The sequence below is a fragment of the Bacillus sp. E214 genome (assembly GCF_008087365.1).
Lineage (GTDB): Bacteria > Bacillota > Bacilli > Bacillales > Pradoshiaceae > Pradoshia.
The window spans coordinates 1,329,197-1,349,276 of record NZ_VENN01000001.1 but is presented as its reverse complement, the minus strand read 5'-3'; the positions used below and the strand labels follow the sequence as shown (position 1 = coordinate 1,349,276).

The 20,080-nt window shown below is 37.6% G+C and carries 20 protein-coding genes; 16 read left to right on the top strand and 4 right to left on the bottom strand.

The genetic code is table 11. The features are described 5' to 3' along the window. The first annotated feature begins 17 nt into the window (after positions 1 to 17). From FHY47_RS06245 to FHY47_RS06225, 5 genes are all read left to right on the top strand, one after another. Entirely contained in the window at positions 18 to 1,214 is a 1,197-nt protein-coding gene (locus tag FHY47_RS06245; protein ID WP_139891745.1) for a pyridoxal phosphate-dependent aminotransferase, read from the top strand. Between the two features lie 312 nt (positions 1,215 to 1,526). After that, positions 1,527 to 2,819 carry an asparagine--tRNA ligase gene (gene asnS, locus FHY47_RS06240; protein WP_066107371.1) on the top strand — a complete coding sequence of 431 codons (1,293 nt, stop codon included), beginning with the start codon at positions 1,527 to 1,529 and terminating at the stop codon, positions 2,817 to 2,819. Positions 2,820 to 2,919: 100 nt separating this feature from the next. After that, positions 2,920 to 3,606 carry a DnaD domain-containing protein gene (locus FHY47_RS06235; RefSeq protein WP_139891746.1) on the top strand — a complete coding sequence of 229 codons (687 nt, stop codon included), beginning with the start codon at positions 2,920 to 2,922 and terminating at the stop codon, positions 3,604 to 3,606. An 83-nt stretch (positions 3,607 to 3,689) separates the two neighbouring features. Continuing rightward, a complete protein-coding gene (gene nth, locus FHY47_RS06230) occupies positions 3,690 to 4,349 on the top strand; it encodes an endonuclease III (RefSeq protein ID WP_066107366.1) in 660 nt (219 codons plus the stop codon). After that, on the top strand, positions 4,346 to 4,852 hold the full coding sequence (locus FHY47_RS06225; RefSeq protein WP_139891747.1) for a YpoC family protein: 507 nt from the start codon (positions 4,346 to 4,348) through the stop codon (positions 4,850 to 4,852). Before nth ends, FHY47_RS06225 begins: the two co-directional genes overlap by 4 nt. 120 nt (positions 4,853 to 4,972) lie before the next feature. Here FHY47_RS06225 and FHY47_RS06220 read toward each other — a convergent pair whose 3' ends face one another. Then, a complete protein-coding gene (locus FHY47_RS06220) occupies positions 4,973 to 5,998 on the bottom strand; it encodes a Gfo/Idh/MocA family protein (RefSeq protein ID WP_139891748.1) in 1,026 nt (341 codons plus the stop codon). A 167-nt stretch (positions 5,999 to 6,165) separates the two neighbouring features. Here FHY47_RS06220 and FHY47_RS06215 point away from each other — a divergent pair, with 167 nt between their 5' ends. The 8 genes from FHY47_RS06215 to FHY47_RS06180 are packed head-to-tail and all read left to right on the top strand — an operon-like array spanning position 6,166 to position 13,686. Continuing rightward, positions 6,166 to 7,146, top strand: coding sequence for an AraC family transcriptional regulator (locus tag FHY47_RS06215; protein ID WP_262365974.1), 981 nt, complete (start codon positions 6,166 to 6,168; stop codon positions 7,144 to 7,146). Then, on the top strand, positions 7,139 to 8,305 hold the full coding sequence (locus FHY47_RS06210; protein ID WP_148629877.1) for a Gfo/Idh/MocA family protein: 1,167 nt from the start codon (positions 7,139 to 7,141) through the stop codon (positions 8,303 to 8,305). Before FHY47_RS06215 ends, FHY47_RS06210 begins: the two co-directional genes overlap by 8 nt. Next, positions 8,302 to 8,796: a hypothetical protein gene (locus tag FHY47_RS06205; RefSeq protein ID WP_139891750.1), complete on the top strand. Its 495-nt coding sequence runs from the start codon at positions 8,302 to 8,304 to the stop codon at positions 8,794 to 8,796. The genes FHY47_RS06210 and FHY47_RS06205 overlap by 4 nt, the downstream gene beginning before the upstream one ends. Next, positions 8,793 to 9,761, top strand: coding sequence for a Gfo/Idh/MocA family protein (locus tag FHY47_RS06200; RefSeq protein ID WP_148629875.1), 969 nt, complete (start codon positions 8,793 to 8,795; stop codon positions 9,759 to 9,761). Before FHY47_RS06205 ends, FHY47_RS06200 begins: the two co-directional genes overlap by 4 nt. Before the next feature lie 15 nt (positions 9,762 to 9,776). Further along, positions 9,777 to 10,637 carry a sugar phosphate isomerase/epimerase family protein gene (locus tag FHY47_RS06195; RefSeq protein WP_139891752.1) on the top strand — a complete coding sequence of 287 codons (861 nt, stop codon included), beginning with the start codon at positions 9,777 to 9,779 and terminating at the stop codon, positions 10,635 to 10,637. Between the two features lie 23 nt (positions 10,638 to 10,660). Further along, the gene (locus FHY47_RS06190) at positions 10,661 to 11,905 is read left to right on the top strand and encodes an ABC transporter substrate-binding protein (protein WP_148629873.1); all 1,245 of its coding nucleotides are present in this window, start codon (positions 10,661 to 10,663) and stop codon (positions 11,903 to 11,905) included. Positions 11,906 to 11,916: 11 nt separating this feature from the next. After that, entirely contained in the window at positions 11,917 to 12,846 is a 930-nt protein-coding gene (locus FHY47_RS06185; RefSeq protein WP_148629871.1) for a carbohydrate ABC transporter permease, read from the top strand. 12 nt (positions 12,847 to 12,858) lie between these two features. Next, positions 12,859 to 13,686: a carbohydrate ABC transporter permease gene (locus FHY47_RS06180; RefSeq protein WP_139891755.1), complete on the top strand. Its 828-nt coding sequence runs from the start codon at positions 12,859 to 12,861 to the stop codon at positions 13,684 to 13,686. 262 nt (positions 13,687 to 13,948) lie between these two features. Here the strand turns inward: FHY47_RS06180 and FHY47_RS06175 are convergent, their stop codons facing one another. Together FHY47_RS06175 and recU are read right to left on the bottom strand one after the other, a co-directional pair. Then, positions 13,949 to 16,693, bottom strand: coding sequence for a PBP1A family penicillin-binding protein (locus tag FHY47_RS06175; protein ID WP_222861898.1), 2,745 nt, complete (start codon positions 16,691 to 16,693; stop codon positions 13,949 to 13,951). Positions 16,694 to 16,729: 36 nt separating this feature from the next. Continuing rightward, entirely contained in the window at positions 16,730 to 17,347 is a 618-nt protein-coding gene (gene recU, locus FHY47_RS06170) for a Holliday junction resolvase RecU (RefSeq protein WP_148629869.1), read from the bottom strand. 667 nt (positions 17,348 to 18,014) lie between these two features. Here recU and FHY47_RS06165 point away from each other — a divergent pair. The 3 genes from FHY47_RS06165 to FHY47_RS19195 all read left to right on the top strand — a co-directional run bounded on the left by FHY47_RS06165 (position 18,015) and on the right by FHY47_RS19195 (position 19,422). After that, complete coding sequence (locus FHY47_RS06165; protein WP_066107354.1) at positions 18,015 to 18,269, top strand: hypothetical protein; 255 nt, start codon at positions 18,015 to 18,017, stop codon at positions 18,267 to 18,269. A gap of 70 nt (positions 18,270 to 18,339) precedes the next feature. Then, complete coding sequence (locus tag FHY47_RS06160; RefSeq protein ID WP_187393443.1) at positions 18,340 to 18,702, top strand: YppE family protein; 363 nt, start codon at positions 18,340 to 18,342, stop codon at positions 18,700 to 18,702. Between the two features lie 66 nt (positions 18,703 to 18,768). After that, entirely contained in the window at positions 18,769 to 19,422 is a 654-nt protein-coding gene (locus FHY47_RS19195) for a YppG family protein (protein WP_225983585.1), read from the top strand. Between the two features lie 33 nt (positions 19,423 to 19,455). Here FHY47_RS19195 and FHY47_RS06150 read toward each other — a convergent pair whose 3' ends face one another. Then, entirely contained in the window at positions 19,456 to 19,896 is a 441-nt protein-coding gene (locus FHY47_RS06150) for an Hsp20/alpha crystallin family protein (protein ID WP_066107346.1), read from the bottom strand. Positions 19,897 to 20,080 lie beyond the last annotated feature (184 nt).

The following is a 20,080-nucleotide window of genomic DNA, read 5'->3' as shown; positions in this document are numbered from 1 at the left end:
GATGGAGATGGAACCGGATGAAATTAGCAAAAAGAGTATCAGCATTAACACCATCATCAACACTAGCAATAACAGCCAAAGCAAAAGAGCTTAAAGCCCAAGGTCTGGACATTATTGGACTTGGAGCAGGAGAACCAGATTTCAATACTCCAGCTAACATACTCGAAGCAGCGCAAAAGTCCATGCGGGATGGCCACACAAAATATACACCTTCTGCTGGATTGCAATCCCTGCGCAAGGTTGTCGCAGATAAACTGCAAAAAGATCAAGGACTAACATACAGTAACGGCCAAATTTTTATCGCTTCAGGTGCCAAGCACGCTTTATATACACTTTTTCAGGCAATTTTGGATGAAGAGGATGAAGTGCTGATTCCTACTCCATATTGGGTAAGCTATCCGGAACAAGTTAAATTGGCAGATGGAGTGCCTGTTTATATTGAAGGTAAAGAAGAAAATCAATTTAAGGTAACGCCTTTACAGATTGAAAAAGCAATTACTGAAAAAACGAGAGCGCTTATTATCAATTCACCAAGCAATCCTACCGGTATGATATACACAGCTGAAGAATTACAGGCGATTGGTGAGGTATGTTTAAAACATGATATTATTATAGTTTCAGATGAAATTTATGAGAAATTGGTCTACCACAACCATGAACATGTATCGATAGCAGAGCTTTCCGAAGAGTTTAAGCAGCAAACAATCGTCATAAACGGTGTTTCCAAATCCCATTCTATGACAGGATGGAGAATTGGTTATGCGGCAGGTGACCAAGCGTTAATTAAAGCAATGACGAACTTGGCAAGCCACAGTACGTCCAATCCGACAACGACCGCACAATATGCAACAATTGAAGCCTATACAGGACCGCAAGATCAAGTTGAAATTATGCGAAGTGCGTTTGAACAAAGATTGGATGCTATTTACGATCAATTGCTTGAGATACCGGGATTGACTTGTCTGAAACCTCAGGGGGCATTCTACCTGTTCCCAAATGTCTCAAAAACGGCAGAGATGTGTGGATTTAACAGTGTAGATGATTTTGTAGAAGATCTATTGGAAAATGCTCTGGTAGCCGTAGTTCCCGGTTCTGGCTTTGGTGCACCTGATAATATACGCTTATCGTATGCTATATCGTTAGAAGCACTTCAAGAAGCTGTTAAGCGTATAAAGGAATATGTGATAAATAAATCAGCAACAAAGGCTGAATAAATAGGATTCACAGGGAGACGGTAAACGAAACGACCCCTTAAGGAAAATTCCTGGATGATCTTAAAGGGGTTTTTTGAGTGAATGGTATTAATTTAAGCCGCTTCATTACCTTACTGACTGATGGTAAATGAGGGGGTTAAGGATTAATTTAAAAAACGAGCAAGCGAGAATGGATGTTTTCTGCAAAGGATCGATGAAATAATGGATTATTTCATGTACAGGTGAAATTTTGTATTTGCTTGTCCATTTTGGTACTTGTATAATGAATAGGGTACATAACCTGGTTTTGTTTAAGCTTTGGAGGGAAAAAATGTGAAATGTACAATTAATGAAGTATATAAATATGTTAATGAAGAAGTTAAGATAGGTGCTTGGATTGCCAATAAACGTTCTTCAGGAAAAATTGCTTTCTTGCAGCTGCGCGATGGTACAGGCTTTATTCAAGGCGTAGTTGTCAAAGCAGAGGTTGATGAAGAATTATTCAATACCGCTAAGAAGATTACTCAGGAAACGTCCGTATGGGTGAAAGGTATTGTTCAGGAGGATGAGCGTTCCCCATTTGGTTACGAACTACTTGTAACAGGACTTGAAGTAATTGCAGAAGCAGTTGACTATCCGATTACACCGAAACAGCATGGCACTGAGTTCCTTATGGATCACAGACATTTATGGCTTCGTTCAAAGCGCCAGCATGCTGTCATGAAAATTCGTAATGAGATCATTCGTGCTACGTATGAATTCTTTAATAAAGAGGGCTTTGTAAAAGTTGACCCGCCGATTCTTACAGGAAGTGCTCCAGAGGGTACTTCAGAATTGTTCGCAACGAAATACTTTGATGAAGATGCTTATCTATCTCAAAGTGGACAATTATATATGGAAGCGGCAGCAATGGCACTTGGGAAAGTATTCTCCTTCGGTCCAACATTCCGTGCTGAGAAATCCAAAACGCGACGTCATTTAATCGAATTCTGGATGATTGAACCAGAGATGGCATTTGTTGAGTTCAATGAGAACTTAGAAGTTCAAGAGCAATATGTTTCCTATATCGTTCAATCTGTACTGGAAAATTGTGTGATTGAGCTGAAAACGCTAGGAAGAGATACTTCCAAATTAGAAAATATCAAAGCACCATTCCCTAGAATTACCTATGATGATGCAATTAAATTCTTGCATGAGAAGGGCTTTGATGATATCGAGTGGGGCGATGATTTCGGTGCTCCTCACGAAACAGCAATTGCAGAAAGCTATGATAAGCCTGTGTTTATCACCCATTATCCTACAGGAATTAAGCCGTTCTACATGCAGCCTGCTCCTGACCGTGATGATGTTGTCTTATGTGCAGATTTAATTGCACCGGAAGGCTATGGTGAAATCATTGGTGGATCAGAGCGTATCCACGATATGGATCTATTAAAAGCAAGACTTGATGAACATAATTTAAGTATGGATGCTTATAAATGGTATTATGAATTACGTCAATATGGTTCCGTTCCTCATTCTGGTTTCGGTCTTGGGCTAGAGAGAACGGTTGCTTGGATAAGCGGTGTGGAACATGTTCGTGAAACGATTCCATTCCCTCGTCTTTTAAATCGTCTATATCCTTAATAGTCAAATAAAACCTGGCAATTTATTTTATTGTCAGGTTTTATTTTTCCGTACTTCAAAATCAGCATACATGGTATACTAAAAGGTGAGGTGTCGAATTATGACTATAAAAAATCTGTCGAATTGGATTAAGCAGGCGAATGTTGTCATACCCTCTTATTTGTTAAGCAGTTACAAAGAGATGGGATTAAATGAACAAGAGATGATGCTTTTACTGCATGTTGAAAACTTTTCAATGAACGGGAATTCATTTCCCACTCCTGCTGAAATCTCTTCTGTAATGAACCTCACTGAAATGGACTGTACTAACCTGCTCAGAAAACTGGTTCAGCATGGTTTCTTAGATATTACAGAGGATGAAAAACCAGGTTATGAGAGCTATTCAATCAAGCCATTATTTGAAAAATTGGCCTATCATTATTTAAAAGAAGCTAAGCAAACCGACTTTGAAGAGAAAGTAATTAAGAGTGAATCCTTATATACCGTATTTGAAAAGGAGTTTGGCCGTCCATTATCACCCTTTGAGGGTGAAACATTAACGATGTGGCTGGATGAGGATAAGCATTCACCTGATTTGGTTAAGGCTGCTCTTAAAGAAGCCGTTATCTCCGGAAAGCTCAGTTTCAGATATATAGATCGTATTTTGTTCGATTGGAAGAAACACAGTATCAAAACGTTGGAACAAGCCAAGGCGTATAGTGAACGCTTCAGAAGCTACACGAAAAAAAGTCCTGCTAAAACTGTTCCCGTTGCTAAAGAGTTGCCATTATATAATTGGCTAGAATAGACTTTAATCGATAGACCAGGATAGATCCTTTTATCCGGTCTTTTTATTCGCGAAAAATAAAGAATAAAGGGAGGGGGATTTAGATGCTTACCAATACACAAATTCGATATTGTCTCGACGAAATGGCAAGGATGTTTCCTGAGGCCCATTGCGAATTAAATCATTCCAATCCATTCGAATTAACCGTAGCGGTAGTATTATCGGCACAATGTACGGATGCTTTGGTGAATAAAGTAACGAAAAATCTCTTTCAAAAATATAAAAAACCAGAGGATTTCCTTTCTGTACCGCTTAGTGAATTGGAAAATGATATTCGTTCAATTGGTTTATACAGAAATAAAGCGAAAAATATTCAGAAGTTATCGCAGATTATACTGGAAAAATACAATGGGGTAGTTCCGAATGACCGGGATTTATTAGTTGAGCTTCCCGGAGTAGGGAGAAAGACAGCGAATGTGGTTGTTTCAGTAGCGTATGGAACACCGGCAATCGCTGTGGATACACACGTGGAGAGAGTAAGTAAAAGGTTAGGTATATGCAGATGGAAGGACTCCGTCTTAGAGGTTGAAAAAACGCTGATGAGAAGGATCCCTGAGGAAGAATGGTCGATTACCCATCACCGATTGATTTTCTTTGGTAGATACCATTGCAAAGCTCAATCGCCAAAATGCGAGGAGTGTCCTATGCTTCTACTGTGCCGTGAAGGGAAAAAAAGAATGAAAGCAGCAGGAAAAGGAAAATGAATATACCAGAATTAAATCTTGAACCTTTTAATTTTGAGTACAATCAACTTGATAAAAATGATTTTTTGAGATGGAATAACGATATTTTCAATCTTGGTTTTCCTTATGAGTATTATTATTTTAAAGGCAATGATCTGTACAGGCCCTGGGAGGATTTCTCTGTTATAAGGGAGCAGTTGACGAATGAATGGGCGGAAATCGTTCGACAGTTGGAAATTATGTTCGCTAACAGAGAAAAGCAGGAAATTAAACCATATCTGTTAAAAGGAATTGTACTATATATATCGTTTATGTATTGGTCAAATCAAGTACCTGTAGATTTATGCGGCTTCCCTGCATGTCTAAAGGAATTAAAGGGGAAACCAGTTAATGTGGAAGAGCGTTTGCCCTTTATATTGGCAAGACCGTACTTTTATCCAAGCTTTATGCAATTAAAAAGCTTAATGGAAGAGCAAATCAAGATTGCGGCCAAAATGGCAGCTTTAAATAAGTATAAAAAATGAAGTTGAATATTGATTCCAACAATATTGGTGATATTAATAGTAGTAAATAGAAGCCACACAGATTTTAATAACTCTGTATGGCTTCTTTCTATTTTGTAATAATATGGACCGTATGTCTTCCTATAAATATACCAATTTTCCATATTGGTTTGCGGATTCTTGCTCTTTTTCTGCTATATATATGGTTTCTTTTGTGCTTTCTAACGGAATTGCATCTTGGGCACTGGTATTCAGCCTTATTGCTTCAGCGAAATGTTTAATTTCGAGATAATAGCCGTCTTCTTTTGATATATCAGGCACAAATTTTTTACCTTCGGCTGGATAGTCGGTTAGTACATTGTTTTCTAAAATAATGGTTCCTTTTTCAAAGTTCACTCTGTAGCGCATTTCAAATCCAAAATCACCTTTAATTGTCCAGTCATCCTGGGCATTTACTACTTTGCCATCGAGATAGTGATAGTTAGTGGATACAATGTCATATCCATTTCCTTCAAAAACCACTTTTCCGCTTGTAGATACAGCTACAGGTTTACCGAACAACCAATTGATAGTGTCCACATCATGAATATGTTGATCAAGTAAGCATCCACCGGATTTCTCCTTTTGCAGGAGCCAGTTTTCCCAAGACCATATAGGTGTTGAACCGCCTCGAAAGAATGAAGCACTTATTACAGGACCATATCTATTCGTATCAATTGTTTCTTTTAAGTACTGATAACTTGGGAAAAAACGAAGAGTCTGACCTATCATTAATTGGCGGTCATATTTCTTAGAGGCTTCAATCATCAAGGAGCAGTCCTTTGTTGAGATTGCCATCGGTTTTTCACACAAGACATGGACACCTAATTCCATTGCTTGAACGGCCAGTGGAGCATGTAGGTACGTTGGAAGACATAAGTCTACATAATCTAGTTTTTCATCCTTAATCATGTCTTCCATTTTTTCATAGAAGGTGAACCGGCTGAAATCTACCTGCTCTTTACCTGTTTCCAAATTCCCCTCCACTACTTTACCATGCCGCTTTTTTTCATCCACATCACAAATAGATACTAATTTAATGGGGTATCCTTCCTTTTCCAGTCTCAAATACTTCTGTAAATGAGCATTTCCCATAAAACCTAATCCTACAATTCCTACTTTTAACATGGGCAACCTCCTCAGTCGGTTTCAAAAGTATTTTATTTAAGATATAAATCTTCTTTAACCTTACCTATCAAGAAGTCTTTTGATATTTAGAATTAAAGTCCCGTTTCTTGTAAAAAAGGGCTGAATTAGTAAAAAGTAGTACCTATATTAGGTAAATACTGTGATAATTGGAAATAAGTATTCTGAAATTTCCAATAAAGGTGGCGATTCTTCTGAGGGCTGATTTTTTTAGGAATATTCATCCACCGCAATATCTAATTGAAATTGAGAAGATTTTAACATTGTATTATTTTGAGTTTTCTAAGGATTATCGGTATACGGGTGAAAAACATGATTTTTGGGAATTTGTCTATGTAGATAAGGGGAAGTTAGAGGTTTCTGCTGATCAAGAAGGCTACGAATTAAAAGAAGGAGATATTATTTTCCATAAACCAAACGAATTTCATAATTTGTGGGCGAATGGAATTTGTGCTCCTAATGTCTTAGTCATTAGTTTTGTTTGTCAATCTCCAATCATGTCTTTTTTCGAAAATAAAATTATGAGGGTCGCAACTGGAGAAAGAGAATTGTTGGCTAAAGTTTTAAAAGAAGCAAAAGATGTATTCCAGCCAAGTCTAGGAAGGATATATCGAGACGATATACGCCTGCCAAACCCTAGGGTTGGAGCGGAACAGATGATGTATTTGTACTTGAGTGAGTTTTTAATACGATTAATAAGAGATGAGACATCGGAAATCAATCAGCAACGTGCAAGCGGAGCAACTAAGAAAAAGTTTGAAAAAACGATTGTGAATGACATTATCGATTTCATGAATGAACGATTACATAAGCAATTATTTTTAGATGATATATGTACCCATTTCTTTCTTAGTAAGACATATTTGAAGAAAATATTTAAAGAAGAAACGGGATATACCGTGATGTCCTTCTTTAAGGCGCTTCGAATGGAAGAGGCAAAAGTCTTAATCAGAGAAAATAACTTGAGCTTTACACTTATTGCTCAAAATTTAGGGTTTGATTCAGTTCATTATTTTTCGAATTGCTTTAAACAACAAACTGGATTAAGTCCGAGTGAATATGCCAGGTCGATTCAAGCATTTGAACATAAATTGAGGCTGAAAGAAGAAGGGGAGAAAGCAGTTGATTAGGTTCGGAGTTATAGGATTAGGCAATCGAGGCAGTAAATTCGCTCTTCAGTCCCTAATTCCTCATCCAGAAATAGAAGTAGTCTATGTATGTGATGAACAAGGCACAAATTTTAACTTATTTGAAGAAAAACAAATTCGATCAACCACTGATTATCGAAACTTGCTAAAGAGCACGGATGTGGATGCAGTTTTTATCGCTACTCCGGATGATACCCATGCTGAAATTATTTTAGAAGCGATAAAATTTAGCAAACATATTTTATGCGAAAAACCTCTAGATATTTCATTGCAAAAAATCTCTATGATTCGTTCCGCCTTAAAAGATTATAAAAAAGTTTTTCAGGTTGGTTATGTCCTGCGATACGCACCATTATATTTTAAAGCAAAAAGCTTAATAAGCAGTGGAATTATTGGCGATATATTCCTTGCAAATGGAACAGACCACATTAACTATGGTGGTTACGCATTCTTTCATGATTGGCATAGGCTGAAATCTAAGTCCTACAGTTTATTACTTCAAAAGGCTACACATAGTCTGGATATTTTATCTTGGATGATTGGAGCCAAGCCGGTAAAGGTAGCAGCATTTGGAGGTTTAGAAGTGTTTGGTGAACCTGGGTCCATCAAAAAGTTTGGATCTCCTTTAAAGGAAGAACTGCACTGTCGAACATGTCAGCATAAATGGACATGTGAGGAGAGCCTAATTAATATCAAGAAGCATAAAGGAATTGAGTGGCAAGAAAGTTGGCCAGATCACTGTGTGTTTGATTCTGAGGTAAATGTAGATGATCATCAGGCTCTGCTAATTCAATACCAAAATCGAGCGAAAGTTACGTATACATTATGCCAATTTGCAGCCTATTATCGGAGGGAATTTCAGTTTTTTGGTACGAAGGGTGAGCTATACTTTGATGATGAGAACAATAGAATCATAGTTCATGATCGTTTGAAAAAAGAAAAGTTAGTCTACGAAATAGAGAATACAGTTGGCCATGGTGGAGGAGACGCTGAAATGATTTTGGATTTTCTTCATTGTATTCAAACAGGGGCTCAACCGCGTTCTAATCTGGAAAGTAGTTTCACCGTTTCTGAGCTAGTCATTGCTGCCCAACAATCAATTGAAGAGGACAAATATATTGTAATGGAGGGTTCTCTGTGAAGTTAGAAGATCAAGCTGCCCTAAGAGAAGTCCGAGAAGGGAATGTAGGGAACGTTACCTTTATTCGATATAACTTCCATGCTCCAGAAAAACCATTTGAAATCATCACTCAGCATATAAAGGAAGCTTTATATTGGATATCTAACATTCATATAAATCAGGATTTGAAAGATATTAATACGTCTGCAAGCCAAGAAAAAAATGTTTGGCTAATCACTTGTCAATTTACGGATAGGACGGTAGCTAACCTCTTTTTTGATTTTTCACCAAGTCGATCAATCTACATAAAACAAATGGAGATAGCCGGAACAACTGGGTTGTATGTGTTTGATTCGTCAGTTGAACAAGCTTTACAATCAGATTTTCTGCAAGTGCTTGAGATTAATCCTGAATATATGAAGGATGATCGTGTTGAGAAATGGTGGGGTAAAGCAATCCAAAGTCTTCAGACAGGGCAAGTGGCTTTGGTAGAGAAAGGAGGATCTTCATGAAAGTAGGAATCATTGGTTGTGCTCATATGCACGTGTATAGCTACACATTATGTTTAAAGACACTTGGAATTGAAATTGTCGGTATTTATGATCGGGATAAGGAGAAAATGTTTCAATTTAGTGAAAAGTATGGGATTTTCCCATATGAACAATTGGATGACCTTTTGCAAACAGATATTGATACGGTTCTGATCTGTTCAGAGAATGTGTTTCATTGTGAATATACTGTTTCAGCTGCTGCTTATAAGAAGCATGTGATTGTCGAAAAACCGATGGCACTTACGGTTGAAGATGCTGAAAAGATGATTTCGGATTGCTACGCCGCTGGTGTTAAATTGATGGTTGCTCATCCAGTTCGCTTTTCTCAACCTATGCAGTCCTTAAAACAAATGATAGACGAAGGGACATGCGGAAAGCTAATTGCAATTAATGCCACAAATCATGGTAAATCACCTGGTGGTTGGTTTGTAGAGAATAAACTCTCTGGCGGAGGAGCTATCATTGATCATACGATTCATATGGCAGATCTAGTAAATTGGTTTTTTGCTCCTCAAATAGATTCCGTATTTGCTAGAGGTGAGAATTTACTTGGTGAGTCATATGTGGAGGATACAGGGCTCTTGCATGTGACATTTACGGATGGGACATTTATGAGTCTGGATACATCATGGAACAGACCTAAAGAGTATCCAGTATGGGGTGATGCCTCACTTACATTGGTCACAGATAAAGGGTGGATTCACGCCGATGGATTTGGAAGAAAGGCATTACTCTACAATCAAAAAGCAAGTCCTGCTTTTACATATTACGAAGAAGATATGGATATGGCCATGATAAAAGCTTTCAAAGACGCCATTGATCAAAATATGCCTTCACCAGTATCAGGAGAAGATGGCCTATTCACTGTAAAGATGGCGAGGATGGCCTATCAATCGATTGAAAAAGGAAACAGAGTAATTAATTAAAAGGAGGCTGAGAAAGTGAGAAAAGGTATAAATAGCTGGTGTTTTTCACCTGATTTATCATTGGAAACTACTTTTAAAGTAACAAAGGAAGCTGGATTCGATTCAATTGAACTGAATATGTCTGAAAGTATGCCTCAGGATTCCATTACTTCTGAATTAGGGTTAATAGATAACCCAGCTTTAACCCTTGAAACTACAGAGTTAGAGCTTGAGACAATCAAAAATTTATCAGTGACTTATCAGTTACCAATCAGTAGTATTGCGACAAGCTTACATTGGACATACCCTCTGACCTCATACGACGAGAAAGTAAGGGTAAAGGGATTAGAAATCGCTAAGAAAATGATTGAGGTATGTGCTGTCCTTGGTGGAGATACTGTATTAATCGTCCCTGGTGTTGTAACGGAAACAAATAGTTATGATGACTGCTATGACTTGGCTCAATCGGCTCTAAAAGAATTAGCTATATATGCAGAACCACTCGGAATTGTTATAGGTGTGGAGAATGTTTGGAATAAATTTTTACTTAGCCCACTTGAGATGCGTCGTTTCCTTGATGAAATCAATCATCCTTCGGTAAAGGCTTATTTTGACGCAGGAAATGTGTTGCAATTTGGCTTTCCAGAGCAGTGGGTGCGCATTTTAGGTGAACGAATCACGAAGGTACACATTAAAGATTTTCGCCAGGATATAGGGAATATACGTGGATTTACGGGTCTTTTAAGCGGAGATATGAAATGGTCGTCTCTTATGGAGGCTCTAAGAGAAATAGGATACAACGGGGATGTGATTTGTGAGTTAAGTCCTTACAAAGAAAACTCGATACAACTAGCATATGACACCAGCAATGCTATGAAATATATATTAAGCAAGTAAGACCAAATTAAAGGGGGATATTTATGAAAAAGGAAGTAAAGTGGTTAGCAGTCTTTTTCTTGATTATCAGTGCAATGTTGGTTGGTTGTTCGAATGATTCTAAGTCCGATGCTAAAGGGGACGGAAAAGAAATTACTTATGCTTTATGGGATAAGGAGCAAGCGCCAATTTATGAAGAGCTCGCAAAAGAATTTGAAGAGGAAACAGGTATTAAAGTAAAGTTTGAAATCACACCGTGGGCGCAGTATTGGACAAAACTAGAAACAGCCATAACAGGAAATAATGCCCCAGATGTTTTTTGGATTAATTTCCCGCGTGTACCTGATTATATTGATAATGAGGTTGTCCTTCCCTTAGATGACATTGAATTTGATAAAGATAAGTTCCCTCAACAATATTTAGATTCCTATACAAGAAATGGAAAGTTGTATGCAATTCCAAAGGATTTCGATTCACATGCACTTTACTATAATAAAAAGATTTTTGATGAAGCAAACATCGCCTATCCGGATGACACTTGGACTTGGGATACATGGAGAGAAGTAGCCAAGAAGCTTACTAATAAAGACAAGAATATTTATGGCATGGCTGCACCAGTAACGTGGCAGGGTGGATATTATGAAACGTTATTACAAAGTGGAGGAGCTCCGTTTGCTGAGGATGGGACAAAGTCTGGTTTTTCTGATCCAAAAACGATAGCTGGCGTACAGTTTTGGTATGACTTTGTTAAAGAAGGATCCAGTCCAACAGTTGAAGAAATGGCTAGTACGACAGTATCCGAATTGTTTTTAAATGGGCGTATTGCTATGACTCTGGATGGTTCTTATATGGTACCAACGTATTTTACTGATGAATACGGAATAGAGAATATTGATGTGGCACCTATGCCAAAAGGTGAAATCCGGGCTACAACGTCAAATGCCTTAGCGAATGCTATTTCTGCCAAAACAGAAAATGAAGAAGCTGCTAAAAAATGGGTTGCTTACCTTTCTACAAAAGAAGCCAATGAGCATACCGCTAACTCAGGAAAGGTTCTATCAGCCTATGAAGGTTCACAAGAGGGATGGATGAATGCTTATCCAGATAAAAATCTAAAGGTATTCATAGATGCTGTCGAGTATGCAGTACCGCTTCCGAATAAGAAAAATAACTCAGCTGCCATTGCAATTGAGGCTGATATACTAACAAAAGCTTGGACAGGTGAAATAACAGTGGAAGAAGCGTGTTTGGAATTGGCCAAGCAAGCGGATGAACTATTGAAAAAATAATCGAGTAGGGAATGATTGATTTGGCAAAAAACGACGGTAACGTAATCCCTTATAAAAGATCGAAATATAAGAGAAGAGATATAATGGCAGCTATATTTTTTATCGGCCCTCTATTTCTTGGATTGTTCGTTTTCTATCTTTTTCCGATGATTCAAAGCGTTTTCTATTCATTTACTAAATGGGGCATGTTCGGTGGAAATACTTTCACCGGACTTGCTAATTATAAGAAACTAATTGGAGATGGAGAAGTATTATCAGCTTTGAAAAACACCGTAATCTATTCTATATTTACTGTACCTATTTCGATGGTCATTTCATTATTAATCGCAACTCTTTTAAATAACAAAATAAAGGGTGTATCTTTTTACCGGGTTATCTACTTTCTTCCGGCTGTTACGATGACATCTGCAGTCGCTATGATTTGGAAATGGATGTATAACTCAGACTACGGAATCATAAATCAAACCCTTGCTCAGGTTGGTATTCAGGGACCAGCTTGGCTGACAAGCTCAAACACAGCCATGATTTCTTTAATTATTGTAGGTATATGGAGTTCCCTTGGTACTTCAATAGTTATATTCTTAGCTGGATTACAAGGAATATCGAGATCTTTCTATGAAGCGGCAGAAATAGATGGGGCTGGTTCCTTGCAAAAGTTTTTTAAGATTACGTTACCGATAGTAACGCCGACAATCTTTTTTAGCTTGATTACGTCGCTGATTTCTGCACTGCAGGTGTATGACTTGATTTTTCTAATGTATTCCCAGACTAATCCGGCTCTTGAAAGTGTCCAATCCCTGGCCTATTTATTTTATAAGCATGCGTTTATATTAAATGACAAAGGATATGGCGCCGCTATTACCGTTGTTTTATTACTGTTAACTATGATCATTACCGTTATTAATTTTGGATTTCAAAAGAAATGGGTGCATTATGAATAAGAGGTGGACAAGATGATGAAGAAAAAAAACAAAGGAAAATGGGTTGTTCACGTATTACTTATATTTGGTTCCATTATGATGGTGTTCCCCTTTATTTGGATGGTGCTAACTGCACTCAAGACAAAAAGTGAATCAATCAGTATTCCTCCAAAGTTTTTTCCTGAAGTTGCCCAATGGAATAACTTTAGCGACATCTTTACGCTTTTACCTTTTAGTCAATATTATTTAAATACTTTCGTTTCTACGGCGGTCATCACATTAGGACAAGTGTTTCTTTCTGCAATGGCGGCTTATGCCTTTGCACGAATTGAATTCCCCTTTAAGAAGACATTATTTATCCTGATGTTATCCGTTTTAATGGTTCCTGGGCAAATATTTTTACTTCCACAATACTTAATCATCCAGGATATGAATCTATTAAATACAATTCCAGCTTTATTTATTCCTGGTCTGTTTTCAGCTTTTGGCACATTTTTGCTGCGACAGTTTTTTATGACAATCCCAAAAGAATTGGAAGAGGCCGCCGTTATTGATGGTTGCTCCAGGTTACGTATATTTTTCAGTATTATCCTGCCTTTGTCTAAACCTGCGCTCATTTCAGTATCGATTTTTGCGTTGCTATATGGCTGGAATTCTTTGCTTTGGCCGTTGATTGTAAATACATCCCCAGACAAAATGACGCTATCTGCGGGCTTGGCAACTCTAAACGGACAATATGCTACTAATTATCCTTTAGTGATGGCTGGATCATTCATGGCAATTATTCCACTAATTATCGCCTTCTTTATTTTCCAAAAGCAGTTTATTGAAGGGATTGCATTAAGTGGATCAAAAAATTGATGTAGTAGTAATTGTATCTTTTGAGGATTGGAGTATATTGTGGTGAAGCAGGGGGGATGAAATAAAGGTGACTTCTGCAGTTAGATAACTTTATCTATAGGCAGAGTTATTCATTGTGATTAGTTTACAGTAGAAAGTTATTCGCATATATAGCATAAAAAAATGCACTTCATTGTTAGAATAAGTCTAACCATGAAGTGCATTTTAGTTATTGTTTATAGGAATTTGAAACTTTTCATTTCAAAATGTTCTGGTTTACGGTTTAGGCAATTTTACGTATATGTCTAGGCATTTCTTGAATAGCAGGTGGAATCAGATAGGAAGTTTCGTCAGGCTGGGAAGTACTATTACTTCTCGCAGCAGGCTGTTCTTGCCCATCCTCATCCTGTGGTTCTGGCTGGCCTTCACCAGGGTTAGTACCTTCGCCAGGATTGGTGCCTTCACCAGGGTTAGTTCCTTCACCAGGGTTAGTACCTTCGCCAGGGTTGGTGCCTTCGCCAGGGTTGGTGCCTTCACCAGGATTAGTACCTTCTTCAGGATTGTTACCTTCATTCGGATCTTCTTCATTACCTGTGCCATTGTCTGGGTTAGGTTGGTTTGGATCCTCTGTATTGTCCTCAGTCGGCTCTTCAGGCTGTTCTTCCTCCTCTGGAGCAGCTTCAGGAATAGAAACAGATGTAGATGCTGAGTCACTCTCCTGGCCGTCTACAGTAGCTGTTACATAGAACGTATACTTTTTCCCGGCTTCTGGAGCATCGAGACTAAAGGAAGTTTCCTTTGTAGTGGTTAACGTTTGTCTGTCTCCGCCATCCACGACAACCTGAACATTAAATTCTGCGTCATTAGAAGAATCATATTTCCAGCTCACGTTTATTCGATTAGATGCTTCATCAAAAGCAGCGTTGAGACCAGAAGGCGCATTTGGTTTTGTATATTTTTCTGATGTTTTAGTAGGTTCATGTCCCTTTACAAAGTACTCATATACAATTTGATCACTTGGTGTATATTCACTTGCTTTAGCGTTTGTTCCTTTTTCAAGGGCAACTTTGACAACCGAACTTGGCTGTTTGAAATTATCAGTTGTCACATTCTCAGACATTTTGCCCATCATTGTTTTAAAGATTTTTGCGGCTATTTTTGTTTCCTGCTTACTCATCGGATTTTTTAATTGTTGATCATAGCCCGTCCAAACAGACATGGTGTAATTCGTTGTATATCCAATAAACCACGCATCCGGTGAACTGCTCTTACTGATATTATATTTTGCCCGGTCTTCTGCAGAGTAGTTTGTTGTTCCTGTTTTTGCTGCAATGTGAAGACCTGGAATATTGGCTGCAGTTCCTGTACCTTTAGTCACAACATCCTGCAAAATGTTTGTAATCATAAAGGCTGTATAATCCTTCATGGCAACTTGTGGTTCCGGTGCCGTTTCAATAACAGTATCATTGTCTCTTAGAACTACTTTTTTTACGACATGCGGTTTATTATAGATACCCTCGTTACCAAATGCAGCATAGGCACCTGCCATTTGTAGAGGGGATGCTGCTTTGTCTACACCGCCGATTGCGGATGCTTCGTAAATTTCCCCAAAGTCAACACCTAATTTTTTTGCAAATTTACCAGCTTGATCTTCACCAACCTCTTGGAGTGTTTTAACTGCAGGGACGTTAAGTGATTTATAAAGCGCCTCACGAATCGTTACATTCCCTTTATAGGTACCCGTTGCACTACCAATTGATTGTCCGGAACTATATTTATATGGTTCATCTTTAATAATATGAGCAGTCGACCATTTCAAATATTCAATTGCTGGACCGTAATCAAGAATTGGTTTAATGGTTGAACCCGGCTGCCTTGTTTTTAAATCTGTTGCATAGTTAAAGCCACGGGCTACTTCTTGGTTTCTTCCACCGCCCATTGCGTTGATTTCTCCGGTCTTTGTATCCATAAAGACCGTACCAGCCTGGAATTTATCATTCGGGTAGTCGATATATTTATCGCTATTCAGTATTTCCTCCATTAGTTCCTGTGCATCAGGATCGATGGACGTATATACCTGAAGGCCATCTGTGTATATATTGTAGTCTCCAATTTCTTCCACTTCATCGATGACTTGATCAACAATAGCATTATATTTTGTGTTTGTTGTTTTCTCGCGTTTTTCTTCTGGTACTAAGCTATCTTCAACACTTTCGGCTTGCGCTTTTTCGCGCTCTTCCGCAGTGATGAAACCTGCTTTTTCCATTAGTTTAAGTACGATGTTTCTTCGTTTTTCCGCTTTTTCCGGATACGTAAACGGGTTGTAATTATTTGGGCTTTGCGGCATACCTGCCAGCGTGGCAGCTTCAGATAAGGTAAGCTCATTCAATTCTTTGCCAAAGTACAGCTTGGATGCTGTGGAAAACCCATGGACTCCGGATGACATATATACTTTGTTAACATACATTTCAAAAATTTGTTCTTTAGAATATTTTTGCTCAAGTTGAAAAGCAAGGTACATTTCCTGTACTTTACGTTTAATCGTTTTTTCTGATTTAAGGAAAGAGTTTTTCACTACCTGCTGGGTAATGGTGCTACCTCCCTGAGAGCCGAAGCCGCCTGTTATGTTTCCAATTAAAGCTCCGCCAACGCGAATAATATCAATTCCATGATGTTTATAAAAACGCACATCTTCAGTTGCCAGGATGGCATTTTCCATCAATTTAGGAACATCCTTATAATCGACGTAATCTCTTGTTTCTGAGCCTACTTCTGTATATATATCTCCGTTTTTATCATAGATTTTCGAAGAAATAGGATCAATCAGGGCGCTGTCATCAATCTCAGGAGCTGTGACAGCCCAGTATGCAAAAACTCCTCCGACTGAAATACCTGCAATAATAAATAGTGCAGCTAAAACAATTAAGGTTCTTTTTAATAATGATTTTGATTGTTTCTTTTGTTTTTTATTTCTTTTGGAATTTGCATATTTTCTTTTTTCTGTCCTTGTTTTATATTGATCTGACATTGTGTTACATACCTTCCTTTCAGGATAAAGGACCATTTAAAATAGTTGGGTACCATATTTTTTGTCAATTATCTTAATATAGTCAATTCTTGGTGAAAACCCAAGCGGAATCACTTCACCTGTATGTTCGATATCCTTTTTTGGTATAGATTTTCTACCGCCAGATAGCATCTCTTCCCAATAATAGATCAGTGTCTCAGCCGGTAAATAGTAAATTTCCTCTGTTACACTGAAGCGCATAATAATAAAGGCTATCCCACCATGTTTAATGATATTGCGCATATGGACAATTTGGTGTTCATGAAAATTCTTTAAAGGGAAAGAGGTTGTTTGTCTGGTTTCCTTCGCTTCAAAGTCAATGTATCTGCCTTTATATACACCATTATAATCCGTTGTGGAGGCTTGCTTAAAATAGGCTTCTTTTATGACTGCAGCGCTCCTCTTAGGATAAGACACATTAACAATCTGAACGGGTGTTGGCTTTTTGTGAACAATTGCGATGTTATTCTCTATATAATAAAGATTTGTTTCGTTTAAGTCATCCTCCAATGTCATTCCCCGATTAGAATAATTCACTTTTTTCTGTTTCAGTACTTTGCTGCCGGTTTTCGCAATCGGGTTATAGTGTTTTCCATTAGGATATTTTATAGACATAGTATCCCTCCAAGCCCATCCTTATCATAACAAAAATAGCATCAAAATTGTAAAATTCATTATTACTTACATAGAAAGTTTAAATAATTAGTACAGATACTCATTTATGTAATTTTATTATAAGATAAACGTGTATTTCTCTTTCAATAAATACTAAATTGATAGAATGTAAACGAAACTAAGGCACTTCGAAGTTTATAATAAATTGGCTGGATTCGTCAAAGGTACTTTTTAGATAAAAAGGTTAGAGTATATGATTATATAGAAGAATGTTATCGAGGTCATCTTTTAAGCGACATACGTGAAAGAGAATAATAAAAAGCCGGAGAATATAAAATCCTCCGGCTATTAAGTAAGTGGTAGCTAATAATTTAAGTTGATGGTTTATCTGGACCATCTAGTTTTGGATTGCCTGTATGCTTACTGGATGCGTTATTGCTTTTCTTTTTTTTCTCTTGAGCAGCTGATGTATTTTTCTTCATGACTACACCTCCTATTCATTAGGTTGTCTATGTTTAGAGAGTTTATGCAAGTTGTCGAAGGAAGCATATACGTGCGCCGTCTCTGTTTTCTTTGCCGATACTCTTCTAGTTTTGTCGTCTATGAAGGGATTGAAATAGTTAAATCGAAACCTTAAGTGTATAAGAATGAGGAAAGGGTGAGGTGCATGAGTTCCAAAGAAAATATCATCACATTGCTAAGGGAATTGGAGCAGGAAATAATAGCCCTCGAGGAAGAAATAATTAGGAAAACAGATAATGAAGTAAATGATACAATAGCCGAGTTCACGTATACAATCAAAACTGAAGCCAGGAAGATTGATATGGATATGGCAGATATTCAAATTAAAATGAATAATTTTATTGATGATTACAAACACGATACACAACTGTCTATATTGAAATTGGCTCATTTAACGTAAAATACGAGATAGTATCATTTTTACTGAAATTCTGTTTAGATTAGGTAAAAAGAACAAGGATGTAATGAATATGAAAGATACCTTATATGAAAAGACAATTGATTTGATAGAGATCGTTAAAAATGCTGAAAAAATCTATAGAGAAGCACGCGAAACGGAAGAGCGTGCAGATTTCCACACTGTGATTAAGCCGTTTGCCGACCATACTAAGCAGCTGGCAGATGAATGGCTGATTGAGGCTGAGCAATGGGTAGCTGATAAAAGACCTAAATATCTATCTCTCATGCAGATTAAGAATACCCATAATAATGTTCTGCAAGTTTCTGTCCATTGTTACTTTCCGGAATCAAGCAAGTCCAGATTCATTAAACATATCAATGCAGCTTTGTTTGTACTCGAACAGATTCGGATGGAGGAAGTGAACGGGGAGTAACGGTATAGCACCCAATCCCAGATGCTGCATACTGTATAAGTATATAGTTAGAGCGGAGGGAGAGTTATGCTTAAACCACTTCTTGAGAAGAAAGCTAGAAGGCGTAATGGTGATTTTAATCCTTATTATGGAATGCCGGCTGCATCCCGCTTGCCTCCATATGAATATCGAAACATCTATCCGGCTGGAACTGGGGCTCCTCAAGTTCAACCACAGGGTAGTTGGGGGCCGGAGAGCATTCAGCAACAACAATTGAATCCTTTTGAAGGAAACCTTGCTTACCAACCCTACTATCCTAACCAAATGTATCAACAGCCATCCTTTAATCCATACTATATGGAGCAATATCCAGGAAGTATGCCAATGTCAGGCGGTATGATGGAGGATCAACATTTTTACGGCTATCCGCAGCAGGAAATGCCGAATCAATACCCAAAAGAACAGGTGAATCCATTTCAAAACCCATTATACTCTAAGGATGAAGATTTTTATCCTTTACAGCAGATGAATACAGCTATTACTAATCCATATCCTAAACAAAGCTTTATGCAAAAAAATCAGGGCAGTAATTTTTCATCGGTTCTTAATCAATTTAAAACACAGGAAGGCAGTATCGATTTTAATAAAATGATTGATACTGCGGGAATGATGTTAAATTCAATGAATCAGGTATCCAATTTAGTAAAAGGTGTAGGTTCTATATTTAAAGTAACCACATAAAAAACTGCCGGTTATAGATCGGCAGTTTTTTATTTATCGGATAGATATGCGTTTCTTTTTTGATTTGGGGACTTTGACTGTTAATAAGCCATTTTCGTGGCTAGCCTCAATTTGTTCTTCGTCAATTGGGTAATGGAATGTAAAGCTTCTCGATTTCTTTTGTTTTTCTGTAGCATAGATTTGATCGCCTTTATTTACTTTTCGTACAGTTTCATATGATATTGTTAATTTACTACCCGATATATCAATTTCAATGTAATTTTTGTCGACACCTGCGATAGGAGCTTGAATAATATAATGGGTTTCTGTTTCTTCCCATTCAACGGGAAAGCTTGCAAACATTTTTTGGTTCTGGAAAAAATCATCCATAGACTGTAATAGTCCGCTCCTTGTGTTCTCGGTTAACAAATCATCCATTTGTGAAATGAAGTTACGGAGCGGTTCAAATGCACCATTCTTCTTGTTTTGAGCCATATATTCTCCTCCTCTGATGATTCTATCTTTAGCATATGCAGGCTATTCTTAATTGTTAAATAATTAGGGTGATAAAGGAGTACGATGTAAACGAAGATATCATAGTCATTTGGCTATATAATGGCGGTTTTGCTTTATATTTAAGCAATGTTATAACAGGAGGGATAATGGTAAAATGAATGGG

Excerpts from the sequence above, each read along its gene's own strand:
- recU (WP_148629869.1), bottom strand. The coding sequence starts at position 17,347 with ATGTCTATAAAATATCCTAATGGAAAACACTATAACCCGATTGCGAAA.
- FHY47_RS06160 (WP_187393443.1), top strand. The coding sequence starts at position 18,340 with ATGAAAGATACCTTATATGAAAAGACAATTGATTTGATAGAGATCGTT.
- FHY47_RS19195 (WP_225983585.1), top strand. The coding sequence starts at position 18,769 with ATGCTTAAACCACTTCTTGAGAAGAAAGCTAGAAGGCGTAATGGTGAT.
- FHY47_RS06190 (WP_148629873.1), top strand. The coding sequence starts at position 10,661 with ATGAAAAAGGAAGTAAAGTGGTTAGCAGTCTTTTTCTTGATTATCAGT.
- FHY47_RS06185 (WP_148629871.1), top strand. The coding sequence starts at position 11,917 with ATGATTGATTTGGCAAAAAACGACGGTAACGTAATCCCTTATAAAAGA.
- FHY47_RS06175 (WP_222861898.1), bottom strand. The coding sequence starts at position 16,693 with ATGTCAGATCAATATAAAACAAGGACAGAAAAAAGAAAATATGCAAAT.
- FHY47_RS06220 (WP_139891748.1), bottom strand. The coding sequence starts at position 5,998 with ATGTTAAAAGTAGGAATTGTAGGATTAGGTTTTATGGGAAATGCTCAT.
- FHY47_RS06245 (WP_139891745.1), top strand. The coding sequence starts at position 18 with ATGAAATTAGCAAAAAGAGTATCAGCATTAACACCATCATCAACACTA.
- FHY47_RS06180 (WP_139891755.1), top strand. The coding sequence starts at position 12,859 with ATGATGAAGAAAAAAAACAAAGGAAAATGGGTTGTTCACGTATTACTT.
- FHY47_RS06200 (WP_148629875.1), top strand. The coding sequence starts at position 8,793 with ATGAAAGTAGGAATCATTGGTTGTGCTCATATGCACGTGTATAGCTAC.
- FHY47_RS06165 (WP_066107354.1), top strand. The coding sequence starts at position 18,015 with ATGAGTTCCAAAGAAAATATCATCACATTGCTAAGGGAATTGGAGCAG.
- FHY47_RS06150 (WP_066107346.1), bottom strand. The coding sequence starts at position 19,896 with ATGGCTCAAAACAAGAAGAATGGTGCATTTGAACCGCTCCGTAACTTC.
- FHY47_RS06235 (WP_139891746.1), top strand. The coding sequence starts at position 2,920 with ATGACTATAAAAAATCTGTCGAATTGGATTAAGCAGGCGAATGTTGTC.
- nth (WP_066107366.1), top strand. The coding sequence starts at position 3,690 with ATGCTTACCAATACACAAATTCGATATTGTCTCGACGAAATGGCAAGG.
- FHY47_RS06225 (WP_139891747.1), top strand. The coding sequence starts at position 4,346 with ATGAATATACCAGAATTAAATCTTGAACCTTTTAATTTTGAGTACAAT.